The following is an 18,333-nucleotide window of genomic DNA, read 5'->3' on the forward strand; positions in this document are numbered from 1 at the left end:
AGGAGGAAATCAACATGGGAATTGGCCGTGTAACTCAAGTTATGGGTCCAGTAATCGATGTTCGTTTTGAACATAATGAAGTTCCTGATATTAACAATGCCCTACACATCGAAGTTCCTAAAGAAGATGGCACGCTTCATTTAACTCTTGAAGTTGCTCTTCAATTAGGTGATGATGTTGTACGTACAATCGCTATGGACTCAACTGACGGCGTTCAAAGAGGTATGGAAGTTAAAAATACAGGTAAAGATATCAGTGTACCTGTTGGTGATGCAACTTTAGGAAGAGTATTTAACGTATTAGGAGAAACAATCGATTTAGACGAAAAAATTGATGATTCAGTACGTCGCGATCCTATTCATAGACAAGCACCTGGCTTCGATGAATTATCTACTAAAGTAGAAATCTTAGAAACTGGTATTAAAGTAGTAGACTTATTAGCACCTTACATCAAAGGTGGTAAAATTGGATTATTCGGTGGTGCCGGAGTTGGTAAAACAGTTTTAATCCAAGAATTAATCAATAACATCGCTCAAGAACACGGTGGTATTTCTGTATTCGCCGGTGTAGGTGAACGTACACGTGAAGGTAACGACCTTTATTATGAAATGAGCGACAGTGGTGTAATTAAGAAAACAGCGATGGTATTCGGTCAAATGAACGAGCCACCAGGTGCACGTATGCGTGTAGCATTATCAGGTTTAACAATGGCAGAATACTTCCGTGATGAAGAAGGTCAAGACGTGTTATTATTCATTGATAACATCTTCAGATTTACTCAAGCTGGTTCTGAGGTGTCTGCATTATTAGGACGTATGCCTTCAGCCGTTGGTTACCAACCAACACTTGCTACTGAAATGGGTCAATTACAAGAACGTATTAGTTCAACTAATAAAGGTTCTGTAACGTCTATCCAAGCAGTATTCGTACCTGCCGATGACTACACTGACCCTGCGCCAGCTACAACTTTCGCTCACTTAGATGCAACAACTAACTTAGAGCGTAAATTAACTGAGATGGGTATCTATCCAGCGGTAGATCCATTGGCTTCAACTTCAAGAGCTTTAGAACCATCAATCGTTGGTCAAGAACATTACGATGTAGCGCGTGAAGTTCAATCTACATTACAAAAATACAGAGAATTACAAGATATCATTGCTATTCTTGGTATGGATGAATTATCTGATGAAGATAAACAAACTGTAGAACGTGCACGTAGAATTCAATTCTTCTTATCACAAAACTTCCACGTAGCTGAACAATTCACTGGTCAAAAAGGTTCTTATGTACCTGTAAAAACGACAGTATCTGATTTCAGAGATATTTTAGATGGTAAATATGACCATATTCCAGAAGATGCTTTCCGTTTATTAGGTAGTATGGAAGACGTAATTGAAAAAGCCAAAGATATGGGTGTTGAAGTCTAATAATTAGGAGGTATGGATAATGAATACATTAAGCCTAAATATTGTCACTCCTAATGGTTCTGTCTACGATCGTGAAGATGTAGAACTAGCTGTATTACAAACGACAGCTGGTGAAATGGGTATCATGAGTGGACACATTCCAACAGTTGCCGCATTAAAAACTGGCTATGTTAAAGTTAACTTTCACAATGGTAATGAATATGTAGCAGTTAGTGATGGTTTTGTTGAAGTTAGACAACATAAATTATCAATTATCGTCCAAACAGCAGAAGCTGCTAACGAAATCGATGTTGAGAGAGCTAAATTAGCTAAGTCGAGAGCAGAATCACATTTAGAAAATGATGATGATAATAGTGACATTAATAGAGCCAAAAGAGCGTTAGAACGTGCTAACAACCGTTTACGTGTGGCTGAGTTTAAATAATAATCAAAAAGGTTCGATGGCGTGAGCAACGCTTTCGAACCTTTTTTAAATTCTAAATACCATTCATCTTTATTTACTCATTTATTAAAGTATCTTTATCACGTTATTTCGTGTACAATGTTATACAGTAATCTTGCGAAGGAGTTTAATATGGATTATCTGAGTCAATTTGCAATTGTACATCTTTTCTTACACGTCATATGTATTTGCATAGCTTATTGGGCTTTAAACTCTATTAGATTAGACCAATTTTTCAAAAAAGGTTATGCATTACAAGTGCAAGTCTGTATGATATTCGTAGCGATTTTATTAGGAACTTCAGTAAGTAATTTTATTGTTGATTTATTACAATATTCAACTCAAGTTAAATATTTATTAAAGTAATTCTAAAACTGTTATTTATATTGAATAATGGATATAATTATAGAATGAATATTAAATAAATAATCAGGGAAATGAAGAAGTAATAGGAGTTATAAGTGGAGGATTAAAGATGGATAAAATAGTAATCAAAGGTGGAAATCGATTAACAGGTGAAGTAAAAGTTGAAGGAGCAAAAAATGCGGTATTACCAGTTTTAACAGCTTCTTTACTAGCTTCAGAGGGTGAAAGTAAACTTGTTAATGTTCCAGCTTTAAGCGATGTAGAAACGATTAATAATGTTCTATCAACACTTAACGCAGATGTTTCTTATCATAAAGAAGAAAATGCTGTGACTGTTGATGCAACTAAAAAGCTAAATGAGGAAGCGCCATATGAATACGTGAGTAAAATGAGAGCGAGTATTCTAGTAATGGGACCATTGTTAGCAAGACTTGGTCATGCAATTGTAGCACTACCAGGAGGATGCGCAATTGGAAGTAGACCGATTGAACAACATATTAAAGGGTTCGAAGCACTAGGTGCTGAGATTCACTTAGAAAATGGTAATATCTATGCAAACGCCAAATACGGATTAAAAGGTACACAAATTCATTTAGATTTCCCAAGTGTAGGTGCTACTCAGAATATTATTATGGCAGCGTCATTAGCATCTGGAAAGTCCATTATAGAGAATGCAGCTAAAGAACCTGAAATTGTCGATTTAGCTAACTACATTAATGAAATGGGCGGTAAAATTACAGGCGCAGGAACAGATACCATTACGATTCATGGTGTTGAAAAGTTACATGGTGTCGAACATTCAATTATTCCTGACAGAATTGAAGCAGGTACACTTTTAATTGCAGGTGCTATTACAAGAGGAGACATCTTTGTACGTGGCGCTATTAAAGAACATATGGCGAGCCTAGTTTATAAATTAGAAGAAATGGGCGTCAATTTAGATTATAAAGAAGATGGCATTCGTGTTTCTGCAGAAGGTGATTTAAATCCTGTTGACGTTAAAACATTACCTCATCCAGGGTTCCCAACAGATATGCAATCACAAATGATGGCTTTATTACTTACTGCAAATGGCCATAAAGTTATTACTGAAACAGTCTTCGAAAATAGATTCATGCATGTAGCTGAATTTAGAAGAATGAATGCAAATATTAATGTTGAAGGAAGAAGTGCCAAAATTGAAGGCAAAAGTCAATTACAAGGGGCACAAGTTAAAGCAACTGATTTAAGAGCTGCAGCAGCGTTAATCTTAGCTGGCTTAGTAGCAGATGGTACGACACAAGTGACTGAACTTAAACATCTAGACAGAGGCTATGTCAATTTACATGGTAAATTAAAAGATCTTGGTGCAGATATCCAACGTGTCAATGATTAAAATGAATACAACAAAGTTTCAAGTTTCGGAGGTTTAACATAATGGAAACAATTTTTGACTATAATCAAATTAAACAAATTATCCCACATAGACAGCCATTCTTATTGATTGATAGAGTAGTTGAATACGAAGAAGGTAAGAGATGTGTAGGGTTAAAACAAGTTTCTGGTAACGAACCATTTTTCCAAGGGCATTTTCCTGATTATGCAGTAATGCCAGGAGTACTAATTACTGAAGCATTAGCTCAAACTGGTGCTGTAGCAATGTTAAATAATGAAGAGAATAAAGGTAAGATCGCACTATTCGCTGGAATAGACAAATGTCGCTTTAAGAAGCAAGTCACACCTGGTGACACATTAATGTTAGAAGTAGAAATTACTAAGATTAAAGGTCCTATTGGTAAAGGTACTGCCAAAGCTACAGTAGATGGTCAATTAGCATGTAGTTGTGAACTTACATTTGCTATTCAAGACGCATAATTAATTCAATATATAACGAAACGGGTTCCTATTATTTTGCGATAGGAACCCGTATTTTAATTTCTTTCAAATTTTTCATCTTTTAATTTTGGTTTAGATTGCATCATTCGGTTAAAGGTTTTTTTAAGTTCTTCTCCTGTTAATCCTTCGTCAACTAACTCTTCTAATAGGCTTTCTGCGTACACCTGTCTTAAAGTATAAATATGACATTCAAACACAACTGACATTGTTTTCTTAAATTTCGCAACGTTTTTGACAGTGGCATCAAAGAGTGCAGGATCATTAGCCGGTCTTGTTATAACTACTCTAATATCTAATAACTTTTGGTCTTTCATATAAGTTTGAAATGTTTCATAGTGTTCATTTGAAATAACGATTTCAAGTAGCCAGCCTGTGCCACTTCCTTCTTTATTTATAATAACGCCATCCTCGATTTCATATTCTGAAACGCCACCATTTTCATTTACAATCTGAAATCGTACTGCCTTAAATGTCTTCATTATTTCACATCCCATTTGTTTTTTAAAAATATACAATAAATTAAATTACAAGCAGTGTTGAACTTATTTAATCATTATTTTCTTTAAATATATCAAAAATATACTACAAATAGCTAACGTTTTAGGGATATTTGTCACTTTGACCAAATGATCCCTCCTCAATTAAGATGTATTACAAGAAGGAGGTGACACATGTTAAATAAAATAGTAATTGTTGGTAGGTTAACTAAAGACGCCCAAATATATGAAAAGGAGGATAGTAGAGTTGCTACGTTTTGTGTAGCAACAGAAAGAAATTACAAAGACGAAAATAATGAAGTTTCGAGCGACTATTTACTGTGTAAGGCATTTGGTAAAACAGCTACGAATATTGAAAAATATACCAGTCAAGGTACTTTAGTAGGGATAACTGGACAAATGCGTTCAAGAAAATATGAAAAAGAAGGGCAAACACATTTTGTAACCGAACTATATGTAGAAACGATTAAATTCATGTCTCCCAAAACAAAAAGTAACGAAATTCTCTCTCAAAATCAATTTGACGAAGACACTTATCACTCAGACGAATTTGAAACTATCAATATATAATAATTAACTCCCCCTAAACTCCATCTTATTTTAATAAAACTTAAATTATCCTTTTCTTTCAATTATACTCAAGCGACCTACTTTAATCGGCCAATATTAAAGAATAGGTCGCTTTTATAAATCCTTATTTTTAGCTCCAACATACATACAATTATCTGACAGATTTCATTTATATTACAGATATATTTTGCAACCGAGACAAATTCAAAACTGTCATGACAGTTTTGAGTAGAATTTTAATTCTATTTATAATTAATTTTTAGTGTAATTCGAGTGTAAAAAAGTAACGGTTTTTTTTATTTCACTGTAACCTACACCGTATTTTCAGATGTTAGAGTGGTATTTGTAAATTAGTTAAGAAAACAAATCACTTTTAGGAGGATTTTTAATAATGAAAAAAACATTAATTGCATCATCATTAGCAGTAGGATTAGGCGTAGTAGCAGGTAACGCTGGTCATGACGCTCATGCAAGCGAAGCTACTAACGTAGATAAAGCAGAATTAGCACAAAAAGCACAATCAAATGATCAATCATTAAACGAAAGCCCTATCCAAGAAGGTGCTTATAACGTAACATTCGATTATAATGGCTTCACTTACTACTTCGAATCAGATGGTAATAACTGGAGCTGGAACTATGCACAAACTGGTCAAGCAACTCCACAACAAGATGTAAGCGAACAAGCTTCAGCTTCAAATAACCAAACTTCAGCTGAACAAGTAAGTGCACAACAACAATCTAACCAAGCTCAACCTGAGCAAACAGCTGCTCCACAAACTGAGCAAACTCAACAACCACAAGCTAAAGCAACTACTTCTTACAGTGCACCATCTAACAACACTTCAAGTAGTAAAGCATCAAGTGGTTCATCAGTAAATGTAAATTCTCATTTACAACAAATTGCTCAACGTGAATCAGGTGGCGACATTCATGCAATCAACCCATCTTCAGGCGCAGCTGGTAAATATCAATTCTTACAATCAACCTGGGATTCAGTAGCTCCAAGTCAATATAAAGGTCAATCACCAGCTAACGCTCCAGAAAGCGTACAAGATGCTGCAGCAGTTAAATTATACAACACTGCAGGCGCTAACCAATGGGTAACTGCATAATTTAAGTTTATGAGTCCAATTAACCATCTTCTCTCAATGAGAAGGTGGTTTTTTTCATGTTTTACAACCCATTTGATTGATTTACGGGTATTCGTTTGATAATGTGATAAATGAAATACACCAATATAACTACTAGGGGAGCCATTTGGCTGAGATGAAGTGATTCAGACCCTTATAACCTGATTTGGTTAGTACCAACGTAGGAAAGTAGTCATAATCAAATAAGCATCTTTTTGCCTTGATCATGCTACTTTTCATTGTTGGAAAGTAGTTTTTTTATTATCCAAGGAGGCATACGAATGACATTTTCAAAAGAATTAAGGGAAGCAGCACAACCAATTATTGAAGATATTTATAATGATGGTTTTATTCAAGATTTACTCGCAGGAACACTATCTAAACAGGCAGTCCGTCAATACTTAAGAGCAGATGCGTCTTATTTGAAGGAATTTAGTAATCTTTACGCTTTACTTGTACCTAAAGTGCCTACAATGGAGGATGTTAAATTTTTAGTAGAGCAAATAGAATTTATGCTAGAAGGTGAAGTTGAAGCACATAAAGTATTAGCAGACTATATCAATGAACCTTACAATGAAATTGTTAAAGAAAAGGTTTGGCCACCTAGTGGAGACCATTATATAAAACACATGTACTACAATGCTTACGCACATGAAAATGCAGCATATACAATAGCAGCGATGGCGCCTTGTCCATACGTATATGCAGTGGTAGCAAAACGTGCAATCAAAGATCCAGCCCTCAATAGAGACTCAATTACAGCAAAATGGTTCGATTTCTACAGTAATGAAATGGATCCACTTGTAGAAGTATTCGACCAATTAATGGATCGTTTAACAGAAGAATGCACAAAAGCACAAAAAGAAGAAATTAAAGAAAATTTCTTACAAAGTACCATTCATGAACGTAACTTCTTTAATATGGCTTATATTGATGAAAAATGGAATTTCGGAGGAGAAAAACATGAATAAACCTAAAATTGCATTAACCATCGCAGGAACAGATCCTACAGGTGGCGCGGGTGTTATGGCTGATTTAAAATCATTTCATTCATGTGGTGTGTACGGAATGGCAGCGATTACAAGTATCGTCGCTCAAAACACACTAGGCGTCCAACATATTCACAATCTCGAAACAAGCTGGGTGAAAGAACAATTAGAAAGCGTATTTGATGATGAGTTACCTCATGCAATTAAAACAGGAATGATTGCGACCAAGGAAACGATGGAACTTATTCAAACTTATTTGGAAAGATATTCTGACATTCCATATGTTATAGACCCTGTGATGTTAGCTAAAAGTGGAGATTCACTGATGGATGATGACACAAAATCACATTTACAATCTACGCTTTTACCTTTAGCAGATGTGGTAACACCTAATATCCCTGAAGCTGAAGAAATCACTGGTTTAAAGATTGATACTGAAGAAAGCATACGTAAAGCTGGCGACATTTTTATTAATGAAATTGGTAGTAAAGGTGTCGTGATTAAAGGTGGACACTCTGCAGACTTGAATAATGCGAAAGATTTCTTATTTACTAAAGACGATGTGTATACGTTTGAAAATAAACGTTTCGATACGAAACACACGCACGGAACAGGGTGTACATTTTCAGCAGTGATAACAGCAGAACTTGCTAAAGGTCGCTCGATTTACGAAGCAGTGAAAAAAGCTAAAGCATTTATTTCCATGAGTATTGAGCACACACCAGAAATTGGTAAAGGAAGAGGTCCTGTTAATCACTTTGCATATTTAAAGAAAGTAGGTTTGGATGATGAATAATTTAGAGCGTTTACGTTCCGAAAATCCACTTATCGTATGTTATACGAATGATGTGGTTAAAAATTTCACGGCGAACGGTTTACTTAGTTTGGGCGCAAGTCCTGCGATGAGTGAAGCACCTGAAGAGGCAGAGGAATTCTATCAAGTTGCAAGTGCACTTGTGATTAATATTGGAACGCTTACTCATGAAAATGAAGAAGATATCATGAGTATTGGTAAAATTGCTAACGATCAAGGAACACCTATTGTCTTTGACCCAGTTGCAGTAGGTGCATCTACATATCGTAAGCAATTTTGTAAGCGATTCTTGGAACAAATAGATGTCACGGTGATTAAAGGTAACGCGTCTGAAATTTTAACACTGATAGATTCGCAAACGACTATGAAAGGCACAGACAGCGATAATTCGCTTGATCCAATTGATATTGCTAAGAAGGCATCTGAAAGTTTGGATGCAGCAGTTGTCATTACTGGTAAAGAAGACGTGATTGTTCAAGATCATCAGATAGTGAAGCTTTCTAATGGCTCACCTCTATTAGCTAATATTACTGGGGCGGGCTGTCTATTAGGTGGCATTGTCGCTAGTTTCTTATTTAGAAATACGCAACCATCAATAGAGGCTTTAATTGAAGCGGTAAGTATTTATAATATCGCAGCTGAACTTGCTGAAAATGAAAAGCATGTACGTGGACCAGGTTCATTCTTACCTGAGCTATTGGATCAATTATACAATTTAGATTATGCAACATTTGAAAAATATGTAAATAAAGAAGAGGTTCAGTCATAAATGTTTAATCCAAAACAATTACAAGTATATTTTATTTGTGGTACACAAGATATACCTGAAGGTAGAACAATTGAACAAGTGTTAGAAGAGGCATTACAAGCTGGCATCACTTTGTATCAGTTTCGAGAAAAAGGCCCTACTGCTCTAAAAGGCGAGGATAAAAAGCAACTAGCCTTAAAATTAAAATCACTTTGCCAAACATACCAAGTCCCATTTATTGTTAACGACGATGTGGCGTTAGCTAAGGAGATTGATGCTGATGGTATTCATGTGGGACAAGACGATGAAGCGGTAAAAGCATTTGCCACAGAATTTGAAAATAAAATCATTGGATTAAGTGTTGGTAACCTAGATGAGTACCAACATTCAGATCTATCTCAAGTTAATTATATTGGTGTGGGGCCTATGTATGCGACGCCTTCTAAAGATGACGCTAGCGAACCTGTTGGACCATCAATGATTAAAAAACTAAGAGAATATCTGGATGACTTTCCAATTGTAGCTATCGGAGGCATTAATGAATCAAATGTTGCTTCGATAGCTGAAGCTGATGCAGATGGTATTTCAGTGATTTCTGCTATTTCTAGAAGTGATAATATTGACAAGACTGTTAAGCATTTTCTGAGTTACTTTAAATAATCTAGTTAAATTTCCACTTTTTGTTTTCTACTACAGTACGAGTATGATAAAATGAATCCTATGTGAATATTACAATAGAGGTGGAAAAATGAAGAAAAAAGCGTTACTACCTTTGTTTTTAGGGATAATGGTTTTTCTAGCTGGGTGTGACTACTCCAAACCTGAAAAGCAGGACGGATTCTTCTTTAATACATTCGTTCAACCAATGAAACATCTCTTACAATGGTTAGGAAATGATGTATTTAATAATGACTATGGACTAGCAATTATTATCTTAGTTCTAGTAATTCGTTTAATCTTGTTACCATTCATGTTATCAAACTATAAAAATAGTCACATGATGCGTGAAAAAATGAAAGTCGCTAAACCTGAAGTTGATGGCATTCAAGAAAAGGTTAAACGTGCACGTACACAAGAAGAAAAAATGGCCGCAAACCAAGAATTAATGGAAGTTTATAAAAAATATGATATGAACCCTATGAAGAGCATGCTAGGTTGTTTACCTATGTTGATTCAAATGCCAATCATTATGGGATTATACTTCGTATTGAAAGATAAACTTGTGAGTGGTCTTTCTGCACATCCTCATTTCTTATGGTTTAATTTAACTAAACCAGATATTTGGATTACAATTATTGCCGGTGTTCTTTACTTTATTCAAGCATATGTTTCAAGTAAAACAATGCCTCAAGAACAACGTCAAATGGGATACATGATGATGATTGTTTCTCCAATCATGATCATTTGGATTTCATTACAAGCATCATCAGCACTTGGCTTATATTGGTCAGTCAGTGCCTTATTCTTAGTAATACAAACGCACTTTGCAAACGTGTATTACTCTAAACTTGCTAAAAAAGAAGTTCAACCTTTCATTGAACAATATGAAAAAGAACATAACCCTTCTAAAAAGAAAGGTAAAAATACGCAAGTAGTCTCTAAAAATAATAAAAAATAAAGTATAAAAACCAGCAAATCGCGATAGGATTTGCTGGTTTTTTAGTTTTGAAAATGATATTCCAAATCACTCTTTGAAATTCCATTCATTTAAAAATTGTTTTAAGAATTGAATCATAAATGTATGACGTTCTTCTGCAAGTTGCTTTCCAGTAGATGTATGCATTAAATCTTTAAGTTTTAATAATTTTTCGTAAAAATGTTTAATAGCTGAAGCATCATATTTATCAATTTCATTCATTTGAATTGATTCGAAAGGCATATTCGTTTCAGTCCACATAGGTTCTCCAAAATGTCCTGCAAATTGAAATGTTCGTGCAATACCAATGGCACCTAATGCGTCGAGACGATCTGCATCTCTTACAATTTTTCCATCGATAGACATCTCTATGTTATTATTCTTTCCGCCTCTATAACTCATATGTTGAATGATATGGAGGATATGTTTAATTTCTTCGTCAGTAAGCTCTATAGATTTCAAGAATGATACTAATTTCGAGTAGGCTAGCTTTTCATCAGTAATTTTATTATCTACCGTATCATGAAGAAGTGCAGCAAGCTCGATGATAAGCGTGTCTGTATATCCCTCATTGTGTGCAATATGTAATGCTAGCGCATATACACGCTCCACATGCGCTACATCATGCCCCGTGTAGTCATCTTTGTGTGCGTTTTTCATATAATCACGTGCGTATTTAATTTTTAATTCATTTTCCATAAAATGGCTCCTTAATAGAATGAGAGGTTCAGGACATTCCCGAACCTCACAGTTGAAAGTTATAAAATTGGTGAAAGTAATTGAGAAATACCTTCTTTAAATTTGACCCAAGTACTACGTTGTTCGTAATTCTCTTTTGTAAGTCTATAAGAGACTTTCATATCGTTAATAAATGCTTGTTTAAGAGAACGTGCCACGCCTTCATCATATATAAAGGCATTGACTTCGAAATTGAGTGTAAAGCTTCGATTATCCATGTTAGCGGTACCCACACTCGCAAGTTCGTCGTCAATGACTAACGTCTTAGAATGTAGGAAGCCGTTGTCATAATGATACACTTTAACACCAGCTTCTAGTAATGACGCAACATTTTTCAATGTGGCCCAATACACAAACGGGTGATCAGGTATACTAGGTATCATAATATTGACTTCTACGCCGCCTAAAGCAGCAATTTTAATGGAATCCAGAAAGGCTTGGTCTGGAATAAAATATGGCGATTGAATATAAATAGATTCTTTGGCTGAAGAGATCATTTTTAGATAACCGTATTTGATTTGTTCCCAGTCTTCATCAGGTCCGCTAGAGGCAATTTGAATACCGATTGTACCTCCAGAATCTACATCAGGGAAATAACGCTCTTCATAAGTTAAATTGTCACGCGTGGATTGAGAGTTCCAATCTAGAATAAAGCGTAATTGTAATGCGTTGACAGCTTCGCCTTCAATACGTAAATGCGTATCTCTCCAGTAACCAAATTTCTTCGATTTACCTAAGTATTCATCACCAACATTGAAGCCACCGACGTAGCCAATTTTACCGTCTATAACCACAATCTTTCTATGATTTCTATTGTTCATTCTTAAATTAATAAGCGGTAATTTAGAAGGGAAGAAGGATTCGGCATGTCCGCCTTTAGCACGGAAACGTTTCAAATCTTTTTTACGTAAGTCTCTTGAACCCATATCGTCAAAGAGCATTTTGACCTCAATACCTTCTTCAGCTTTCTTCTCTAGTTCGAAAAGGATCTGCTTTCCAAGACCATCACTATGAAAGATATAATACTGAATATGTATATAGTCTTGAGCATGACGTATATCTTGAATTAAATCATCAAATTTTTGTTGACCATCTGTATAAACCGTCAAATCATTATCCGTAGTTAAAAAGGCTGCGTTGTTATATAACAACATTTGAACCATTTCTTTGAATTTAACAATTTGATGGTTGCCTTTAGAGAAATCTTGTTTTTTAAGCGCCTCTAGTTGTTCATCCACAATCATTTCCAATCCGATTTTATCTTCTTTATTCAATTTGAAAATTTGGTCTCGTTGAATTTGACGACCTAACAATAAATATAAAATAAAGCCGATTAATGGGAGAAATACGAGTACAAGTAACCAAGCCCATATGGAATTTGCTGTTCGTCTCTCCATGAAAATGATAATAAATGCGAAAATTAAATTCAGCAAGAAAGCGCCAATCAATATAACATTCATAATAATGTTTGAATGGTGAAGCGCCATAGTAAAGACTTCTAACATGGGGTGCCTCCTTTGCAATTGCCATACATTATTTATTTTTTAACTATTCAATTATAGCATGAAGAATGTTGAATATCATAGTCGGTTTTTATTTTGAAAAGGAATTAAACAATTGACTTCATCAATATCGAATAATACCATGATGAAGAGTAGAGAAACGAGGTGACGCTTGTGACTGAAAATGAAAAAGCACATCATTCAGATCAAACAAAAGCAAATTTAAAATCACGTTTAAACCGAATAGAAGGGCAAGTTAGAGCAATTAATCGCATGATTGAAGACGACGTTTATTGTGATGATGTTTTAACTCAAATAAGAGCAACACGTTCAGCACTCAATAGTGTAGCAACCAAGTTACTCGATCATCATATGAAAAGTTGTATCATGAACAAAGTGAACAATGGTGCACAAGAAGAAGCAATGGAAGAATTATTAGTTACCTTTCAAAAATTAATTAAAGATTAACGAGGGATATACAGTGAAAAATGAAATCATCTATGTTTCAGGTGTCGAAACGACTGAACAAGAAAATATGCTAATGGAACGTTTACAAAACATGATTGGCGTTTATAATGTGGCAATTGATAGTAAAGTAGGAGAAATAAAAGTCGAGTTTGATACGCCTGCGAATTTAAATAGTATCGAAAAAGAGGTATATGATTCAGGTTATCGAATATTATATTAAAATGTTGTCCAACTTATTTCTGAATGATATTTTTCTTTATTTAGAAATATTTTTAAAAATTTTACAAATGATGTAGTAAAGTAGTCAGAATTAGGGTATGATAACCTTGAAGTCAATCCAAACGAGGTGATTATAGTGAAGAATCCAGATAAGATTCAAAACGTAGTCAAATTATTATCATCATTAGGTGTAAATATTAAAAAAACTAAATCTCGTTTAGATATTATTAATACCTTACCTACATCTAATAAAGTAAGTCATGAGTTAAAATAATTTGTTGATATAAAAAGCACTCACAATTCGTGAGTGCTTTTTATGTGCTCAAATGTTTATGCTGCTTTAGTTGTATCTGGTATTTCAGGCTCCTGATAGCGTTGAGGTTCATGGTAATAAATAGAGAGTACAACACCAATACCAGTCATTAAACTCCATAATGAACTACCACCGTAACTAATAAATGGTAAAGGAATACCAGTAATCGGAAGTAATTGAACAGTCATACCAATATTTTGTAATACATGGAAGACAATGAGTGACACATAGCCAATAATAAATACTTTATTATATTGACTATTAATTTTACTAGCCAGTCTAATTAAATGGAAAACTAAAAATAAGAAAATAAGAATAAGTACCACAGAACCAATGAATCCCATTTCCTCACCAACTACTGAGAATATAAAGTCAGTATGATTTTCAGGAATGTAAACTTCACCGTGATTGTAGCCTTTTCCTAATAGTTGCCCAGAACCAATTGCCTTGAGAGATTCAGTTAAATGGTAACCATCACCACTACTATATGAGTAAGGATCTAACCATGAATTGATACGACCCATTTGATACATCTTAATGCCTAATATACTCTCGATTAATGTTGGTTTGAAAATGATAGCCAAAATAATACTAGCGCCACCGACAAATGCAGCAATAAATAATGGTGCAAGAATTCTCCAAGTAATACCACTGACTAACAACACACCTGCAATAATTGCACAAATCACAAGGGTAGTACCTAAGTCATTTTGTAATAAAATTAAAGCGGTAGGAAAGATAGACACACCAATAATTTTTAAGAATAACATCAAATCTGATTGGAAAGATTTGTTGAAAGTGAATTGATTATGTTTAGAAATCGTTTTGGCTAATGCTAGAATTAAAATAATTTTCATAAATTCTGAAGGTTGGATACTAATTGGACCAAAACTATACCAACTTTTTGCACCATTAATTACTGGCGTAATGGCTGTTTCGGGTAAGATAAGTAATCCAATCAATAGAATACAGAAAATAAAATATAATAGATATGTATTGTTTTTAATCTTTTTTGGAGAAATAATCATGATTAAGAAAGCCATGATGGCTCCAAAAATGTAGTAAATAACTTGTCTAATACTGAAGTTTGCACTGTATTGTCCGCCACCCATCGCAGAACTAATCAGTGTAACGCTAATCATTGCTAACACTGTGATAATCAGTACTAATACCCAGTCGACTTTACGAAACCAATGTTTGCTTGGTTGTTGACGAGATGAATAATTCATTGCTTACTCCTTTATAATCATGTGTGTATTAATATTTTCTAAAAATGATCAATGTTGTATGTCATTCATTCGTTAGTCAAATCAGAATGTAGATTTATCGTCTAAATAAATATTCTATATTGATTTTACATGACTTTTTTTAAATTTGCTAGAATATCAAGACGTCAAGAACCAATGGTCATTTTTAAGAAGTATTGCGACTACTTGAAAAGAAATTCAGACTGTAGATGGCCTTTTTAAAGAAACGACTGATATTACAATACTTCGTATTGCTTTAGCTCCCTTGCCGCGGGCATGGCTTGAGCCTGTAGTCTCAAGACGCATGCTATTCCTGCAGGCGTGTCGCTATCAATACTCAGTTATGCAAGTGTGAATATTCGATAGAAAAGACTTTCTAACACACTGCTTCGTTTATTTTATTTTTTGTCGATAGGATTTACTACTTGAAAAGTATTGATGATGTAAAGAAGTCATTAAAAATTAAATTTATGGGTGGATTATCAAATGCAATTAATTTTAGAAATATGATAATATTAAGTTTCAGAGATCGTTATGTACATTGAGTGATACATAAGAAATAAAAAACAACAATTATTAAACAGATAAATGGTATTCAAGCCAGGTAATTGTAATGGAGGAAAACGAAATGACAAAAGAGAATATTTGTATCGTTTTTGGAGGAAAAAGTGCTGAGCATGATGTGTCTATTTTAACTGCACAAAATGTATTAAATGCAATCAATAAAGATCAATATCAAATCGATATTATTTATATTACTAATGAAGGTGAATGGAAGAAAAAAGAAAACATCACTGAAGAAATTAAGAATACAGATGAACTCGTATTAAATGACGTAGAAGCGGGAGAAATCTCACAACTATTAAGTAAAGGCAGCACAGGTCGTTCATATGATGCAGTATTCCCATTATTACATGGTCCTAACGGTGAAGATGGTACGATTCAAGGATTATTTGAAGTATTAGATATTCCATATGTTGGAAATGGTGTATTAGCCGCTTCAAGTTCTATGGATAAATTAGTAATGAAACAGTTATTTGAACATAGAGGATTACCACAATTGCCATATATTAGTTTCCTAAGAAGTGAATATGAAAAATATGAAAATAACATCATTAAACTTGTAAATGACAAATTAACTTATCCAGTTTTTGTTAAACCAGCGAATCTAGGTTCAAGTGTTGGTATCAGCAAATGTAATAATGAAAAAGAACTAAAATCAGGTATTGAAGAAGCATTTCAATTCGACCGTAAACTTGTCATTGAACAAGGAATAGAAGCAAGAGAAATTGAAGTTGCTGTACTAGGTAACGATTATCCAGAAACAACATGGCCTGGGGAAGTCGTTAAAGATGTTGCATTCTATGACTATAAATCGAAATATAAAGATGGTAAGGTTCGATTACAGATTCCAGCAGAGTTAGATCAAGATGTTCAAATGACGCTACGCAATATGGCGCTTGAAGCATTTAAAGCTACTGATTGTTCAGGACTCGTACGTGCAGATTTCTTCGTTACAGAGGACAATCAAATCTATATTAATGAAACGAATGCAATGCCAGGATTTACATCATTTAGTATGTATCCAAGTCTTTGGGAAAATATGGGATTATCCTACCCAGACCTTATCGCAAAACTTATCGATTTAGCTAAAGAACGTCATGCAGATAAAAAGAAAAATAAATACAAAATTGATTAATAAAGGAATATTAATATGATTAATGTTACATTACAACAAATACAAAATTGGATATCTTGCGAAATTGATGAACAATATTTAACTCGTTCAATTAAAGGTGTCACGATTGATTCTCGCGCTATTGAAAAGGATATGCTATTTATTCCGTTTAAAGGTGAGAATGTAGATGGCCATCGTTTTATTGCCCAAGCGCTAAAGGACGGTGCTGGTGCTTCATTTTCAGAAAGGGGAACTGAGTTAAGCGAAGATGTTGAAGGCCCAATCATATGGGTCGAAGATACACTTCAAGCATTGCAAGACTTGGCTAAGGCATATCTTAAACATGTCAATCCTAAAGTGATAGCAGTCACAGGGTCAAACGGTAAAACGACGACGAAAGATATGATTGAAAGTGTGTTAACTACAGAATTTAAAGTTAAGAAGACACAAGGTAATTATAATAATGAAATTGGCATGCCTTTAACAATATTAGATTTGGATGAAGATACAGAAATTTCTATTCTAGAAATGGGCATGTCCGGTTTCCACGAAATTGAATTGTTATCAACGATTGCTGAACCAGATATTGCAGTCATTACGAATATTGGTGAATCACATATGCAAGATTTAGGTTCCAGAGAAGGCATTGCTAAAGCTAAATCTGAAATAACAATCGGTTTAAAAGACAATGGAACATTTATTTATGATGGCGACGAGCCATTATTAACCCCACATGTCAAACAGATTCAGCAAGCGAAGCTCATTAGTGTCGGTTTAGGCGATGCAAATTCACTTGTATGTCATGTTGATGATGTTGAAACTGAAGGCATTGGATTTACAATTAATAATGACGAAAGTTATGTTTTACCTATTTTAGGTATACACAATATGAAGAACGCTGCGATTGCCATTGCAGTAGGGCATGAATTGGGATCACCTTACGCAACAATTAAAGAAAACATTCGTCATGTTCAATTGACAGGGATGCGTATGGAACGCCACCAAACTGATGATAATGTCACAGTGATTAATGATGCTTACAATGCCAGTCCTACAAGTATGAAGGCAGCTATTGATACACTAAGTAGTATGGAAGGTCGCAAGATACTTATTTTAGCTGACGTCTTAGAATTAGGTACAAATAGTCAACAGATGCACGAAGAGGTAGGCACTTATTTAGATGGTAAGTCTATTGATATTTTGTTCACTTATGGTACGGAAGCAGAATATATTTTCAATACAGGTCAAAGCTATGTTGAAACAGCTAAACACTTTGATGATAAATCTGAATTGATTAAAGAATTAAAAGCTATTGTGAAAGAAAATGATAAAATTTTAGTTAAAGGTTCACGAGGAATGAAACTCGAAGAAGTTGTTGAGGCACTTATTTAATTATTGAGAGTAAACTAAGCATGCACATGATTAATATAAAATCGGCTAAGTAATGTATAGAAGATTTTATCATGTGTATGCTTTTTTTCGTGAAAAAATTCATCCAGTAAAATGAAACGCTTACATCATATCATGTGCTATATTTTCCGGGTAGAATAATTTTAAAAAATTAAAGTAAAAGGTTAAAAGTAAGTTACTGCTTTATTGCTATAATATTTTTAAGGTGGTACTATATAGAAGTTGATAAAACATAAGTGAACATATATGCCTGTCTCTTATA

At 34.3% G+C, this 18,333-nt stretch carries 21 protein-coding genes and 1 riboswitch; of the genes, 17 read left to right on the plus strand and 4 right to left on the minus strand.

Translation table 11 applies throughout. The features are described from left to right. The first annotated feature begins 14 nt into the window (after positions 1-14). From atpD to fabZ, 5 genes are all read left to right on the plus strand, one after another. Positions 15-1,427: a F0F1 ATP synthase subunit beta gene (gene atpD, locus CD155_RS07290; protein WP_002445568.1), complete on the plus strand. Its 1,413-nt coding sequence runs from the start codon at positions 15-17 to the stop codon at positions 1,425-1,427. 19 nt (positions 1,428-1,446) lie between these two features. After that, positions 1,447-1,851 carry a F0F1 ATP synthase subunit epsilon gene (locus tag CD155_RS07295; protein ID WP_002445567.1) on the plus strand — a complete coding sequence of 135 codons (405 nt, stop codon included), beginning with the start codon at positions 1,447-1,449 and terminating at the stop codon, positions 1,849-1,851. A gap of 150 nt (positions 1,852-2,001) precedes the next feature. Next, a complete protein-coding gene (locus CD155_RS07300) occupies positions 2,002-2,235 on the plus strand; it encodes a DUF1146 family protein (protein WP_037541859.1) in 234 nt (77 codons plus the stop codon). Between the two features lie 109 nt (positions 2,236-2,344). Continuing rightward, a complete protein-coding gene (gene murA, locus CD155_RS07305) occupies positions 2,345-3,610 on the plus strand; it encodes a UDP-N-acetylglucosamine 1-carboxyvinyltransferase (protein WP_103212952.1) in 1,266 nt (421 codons plus the stop codon). Positions 3,611-3,651: 41 nt separating this feature from the next. Beyond that, positions 3,652-4,089, plus strand: coding sequence for a 3-hydroxyacyl-ACP dehydratase FabZ (fabZ, locus tag CD155_RS07310; protein WP_002445561.1), 438 nt, complete (start codon positions 3,652-3,654; stop codon positions 4,087-4,089). A gap of 56 nt (positions 4,090-4,145) precedes the next feature. On the opposite strand, the gene CD155_RS07315 is transcribed toward fabZ, so the two are convergent. Continuing rightward, positions 4,146-4,589: a YwpF-like family protein gene (locus CD155_RS07315; RefSeq protein WP_037541858.1), complete on the minus strand. Its 444-nt coding sequence runs from the start codon at positions 4,587-4,589 to the stop codon at positions 4,146-4,148. Between the two features lie 192 nt (positions 4,590-4,781). On the opposite strand from CD155_RS07315, the gene CD155_RS07320 reads away from it, so the two are divergent. The 7 genes from CD155_RS07320 (at position 4,782) to yidC (ending at position 10,478) form a co-directional block, all read left to right on the plus strand. Beyond that, entirely contained in the window at positions 4,782-5,177 is a 396-nt protein-coding gene (locus CD155_RS07320) for a single-stranded DNA-binding protein (RefSeq protein WP_070872415.1), read from the plus strand. Between the two features lie 391 nt (positions 5,178-5,568). Continuing rightward, entirely contained in the window at positions 5,569-6,291 is a 723-nt protein-coding gene (locus tag CD155_RS07325) for a transglycosylase family protein (protein WP_103212953.1), read from the plus strand. Between the two features lie 124 nt (positions 6,292-6,415). Beyond that, positions 6,416-6,514: riboswitch (TPP riboswitch) on the plus strand. A 76-nt stretch (positions 6,515-6,590) separates the two neighbouring features. Continuing rightward, complete coding sequence (tenA, locus tag CD155_RS07330) at positions 6,591-7,280, plus strand: thiaminase II (RefSeq protein WP_103212954.1); 690 nt, start codon at positions 6,591-6,593, stop codon at positions 7,278-7,280. Further along, positions 7,273-8,094 (plus strand): bifunctional hydroxymethylpyrimidine kinase/phosphomethylpyrimidine kinase, encoded by an 822-nt coding sequence (gene thiD, locus CD155_RS07335; RefSeq protein ID WP_070830010.1) that lies wholly within the window; start codon positions 7,273-7,275, stop codon positions 8,092-8,094. Before tenA ends, thiD begins: the two co-directional genes overlap by 8 nt. Then, the gene (gene thiM / locus CD155_RS07340; RefSeq protein WP_103212955.1) at positions 8,087-8,881 is read left to right on the plus strand and encodes a hydroxyethylthiazole kinase; all 795 of its coding nucleotides are present in this window, start codon (positions 8,087-8,089) and stop codon (positions 8,879-8,881) included. Before thiD ends, thiM begins: the two co-directional genes overlap by 8 nt. Continuing rightward, a complete protein-coding gene (gene thiE / locus CD155_RS07345; protein WP_070830012.1) occupies positions 8,882-9,520 on the plus strand; it encodes a thiamine phosphate synthase in 639 nt (212 codons plus the stop codon). Between the two features lie 88 nt (positions 9,521-9,608). Continuing rightward, positions 9,609-10,478: a membrane protein insertase YidC gene (yidC, locus tag CD155_RS07350; RefSeq protein ID WP_044466357.1), complete on the plus strand. Its 870-nt coding sequence runs from the start codon at positions 9,609-9,611 to the stop codon at positions 10,476-10,478. 66 nt (positions 10,479-10,544) lie between these two features. Here yidC and CD155_RS07355 read toward each other — a convergent pair whose 3' ends face one another. Then, a complete protein-coding gene (locus CD155_RS07355; RefSeq protein ID WP_103212956.1) occupies positions 10,545-11,195 on the minus strand; it encodes an HD domain-containing protein in 651 nt (216 codons plus the stop codon). Between the two features lie 59 nt (positions 11,196-11,254). Beyond that, positions 11,255-12,739 (minus strand): cardiolipin synthase, encoded by a 1,485-nt coding sequence (cls, locus tag CD155_RS07360; protein WP_103212957.1) that lies wholly within the window; start codon positions 12,737-12,739, stop codon positions 11,255-11,257. A 171-nt stretch (positions 12,740-12,910) separates the two neighbouring features. Here cls and csoR point away from each other — a divergent pair, with 171 nt between their 5' ends. The 3 genes from csoR to CD155_RS07375 all read left to right on the plus strand — a co-directional run bounded on the left by csoR (position 12,911) and on the right by CD155_RS07375 (position 13,697). Further along, entirely contained in the window at positions 12,911-13,204 is a 294-nt protein-coding gene (gene csoR / locus CD155_RS07365; protein WP_037541856.1) for a copper-sensing transcriptional repressor CsoR, read from the plus strand. 13 nt (positions 13,205-13,217) lie between these two features. After that, positions 13,218-13,424 (plus strand): putative copper chaperone CsoZ, encoded by a 207-nt coding sequence (gene csoZ, locus CD155_RS07370; protein WP_002445544.1) that lies wholly within the window; start codon positions 13,218-13,220, stop codon positions 13,422-13,424. A 135-nt stretch (positions 13,425-13,559) separates the two neighbouring features. Further along, complete coding sequence (locus CD155_RS07375) at positions 13,560-13,697, plus strand: Lmo0850 family protein (RefSeq protein ID WP_002445543.1); 138 nt, start codon at positions 13,560-13,562, stop codon at positions 13,695-13,697. A 56-nt stretch (positions 13,698-13,753) separates the two neighbouring features. On the opposite strand, the gene CD155_RS07380 is transcribed toward CD155_RS07375, so the two are convergent. Next, positions 13,754-14,965 carry an FtsW/RodA/SpoVE family cell cycle protein gene (locus CD155_RS07380; protein WP_002445542.1) on the minus strand — a complete coding sequence of 404 codons (1,212 nt, stop codon included), beginning with the start codon at positions 14,963-14,965 and terminating at the stop codon, positions 13,754-13,756. Between the two features lie 646 nt (positions 14,966-15,611). Between CD155_RS07380 and CD155_RS07385 the strand changes: the two genes are divergently transcribed. Further along, a complete protein-coding gene (locus CD155_RS07385; protein ID WP_037541855.1) occupies positions 15,612-16,682 on the plus strand; it encodes a D-alanine--D-alanine ligase in 1,071 nt (356 codons plus the stop codon). 15 nt (positions 16,683-16,697) lie between these two features. Further along, complete coding sequence (locus CD155_RS07390; RefSeq protein ID WP_103212958.1) at positions 16,698-18,053, plus strand: UDP-N-acetylmuramoyl-tripeptide--D-alanyl-D-alanine ligase; 1,356 nt, start codon at positions 16,698-16,700, stop codon at positions 18,051-18,053. Positions 18,054-18,333: the final 280 nt, after the last annotated feature.

Source organism: Staphylococcus caprae (genome assembly GCF_002902725.1).
Lineage (GTDB): Bacteria > Bacillota > Bacilli > Staphylococcales > Staphylococcaceae > Staphylococcus > Staphylococcus caprae.